Origin of the sequence: Pseudomonas sp. 67(2021) (genome assembly GCF_017491835.1) — a bacterium.
In the GTDB taxonomy this organism is placed as follows: Bacteria; Pseudomonadota; Gammaproteobacteria; order Pseudomonadales; family Pseudomonadaceae; genus Aquipseudomonas; species Aquipseudomonas atacamensis.
Window position 1 is genome coordinate 1 of sequence record NZ_JAFGYL010000058.1, and the last position, 623, is coordinate 623.

A 623-nucleotide genomic window follows, 5' to 3' on the forward strand; every position below is an offset into this window, starting at 1 on the left:
CAGGGCGATACCGCCGATGATCAGATCCTTGCGCCGCTCGGCGGCAAAGCCTTCGTAGCTCTCGCCGCGCACCGCCAGCAGCAGGGCATAGGCCGCCGACCACAGGTAGGGCACCAGAATCATCGAGGTGGCGAGGTAGATCAGTGACAGGTAAGTGCTGGCCGAGAACAGGGTGATGATCAGGAACACCTGCACCATCGCGTTGGTCAGCCACAGGGCGTTGACCGGTACGTGGTTGGCGTTTTCCTTGCGCAGGAACTCCGGCATGGTATGGTCTTTGGCGGCGGCGAACATGATCTCGGCACACAGCAGCACCCACGACAGCAGCGCGCCGAGCAGCGAGATGATCAGGCCGACGCTGATCAGCACCGCACCCCAGTGACCGACCACATGCTCAAGCACGGCGGCCATCGACGGGTTCTGCAGTTTCGCCAGTTCCGGCTGGGTCATGATGCCCAGCGACAGCACGTTCACCAGCACCAGAAACAGCAGCACGGTGATGAAGCCGATCACGGTGGCCTTGCCGACATCCGAGCGTTTCTCGGCGCGGGCGGAGAAGATGCTCGCGCCTTCGATGCCGATGAACACCCAGACGGTGACCAGCATCATGTTGCGCACCTGGT

1 protein-coding gene is annotated in these 623 nt (G+C 62.6%); it reads right to left on the minus strand.

The genetic code is table 11. The annotated features are described in order from the left end of the window. Positions 1–623, minus strand: a 623-nt coding sequence (locus J5M66_RS26475; RefSeq protein ID WP_207817529.1) for an amino acid permease, incomplete at both ends; no start/stop codon positions are given.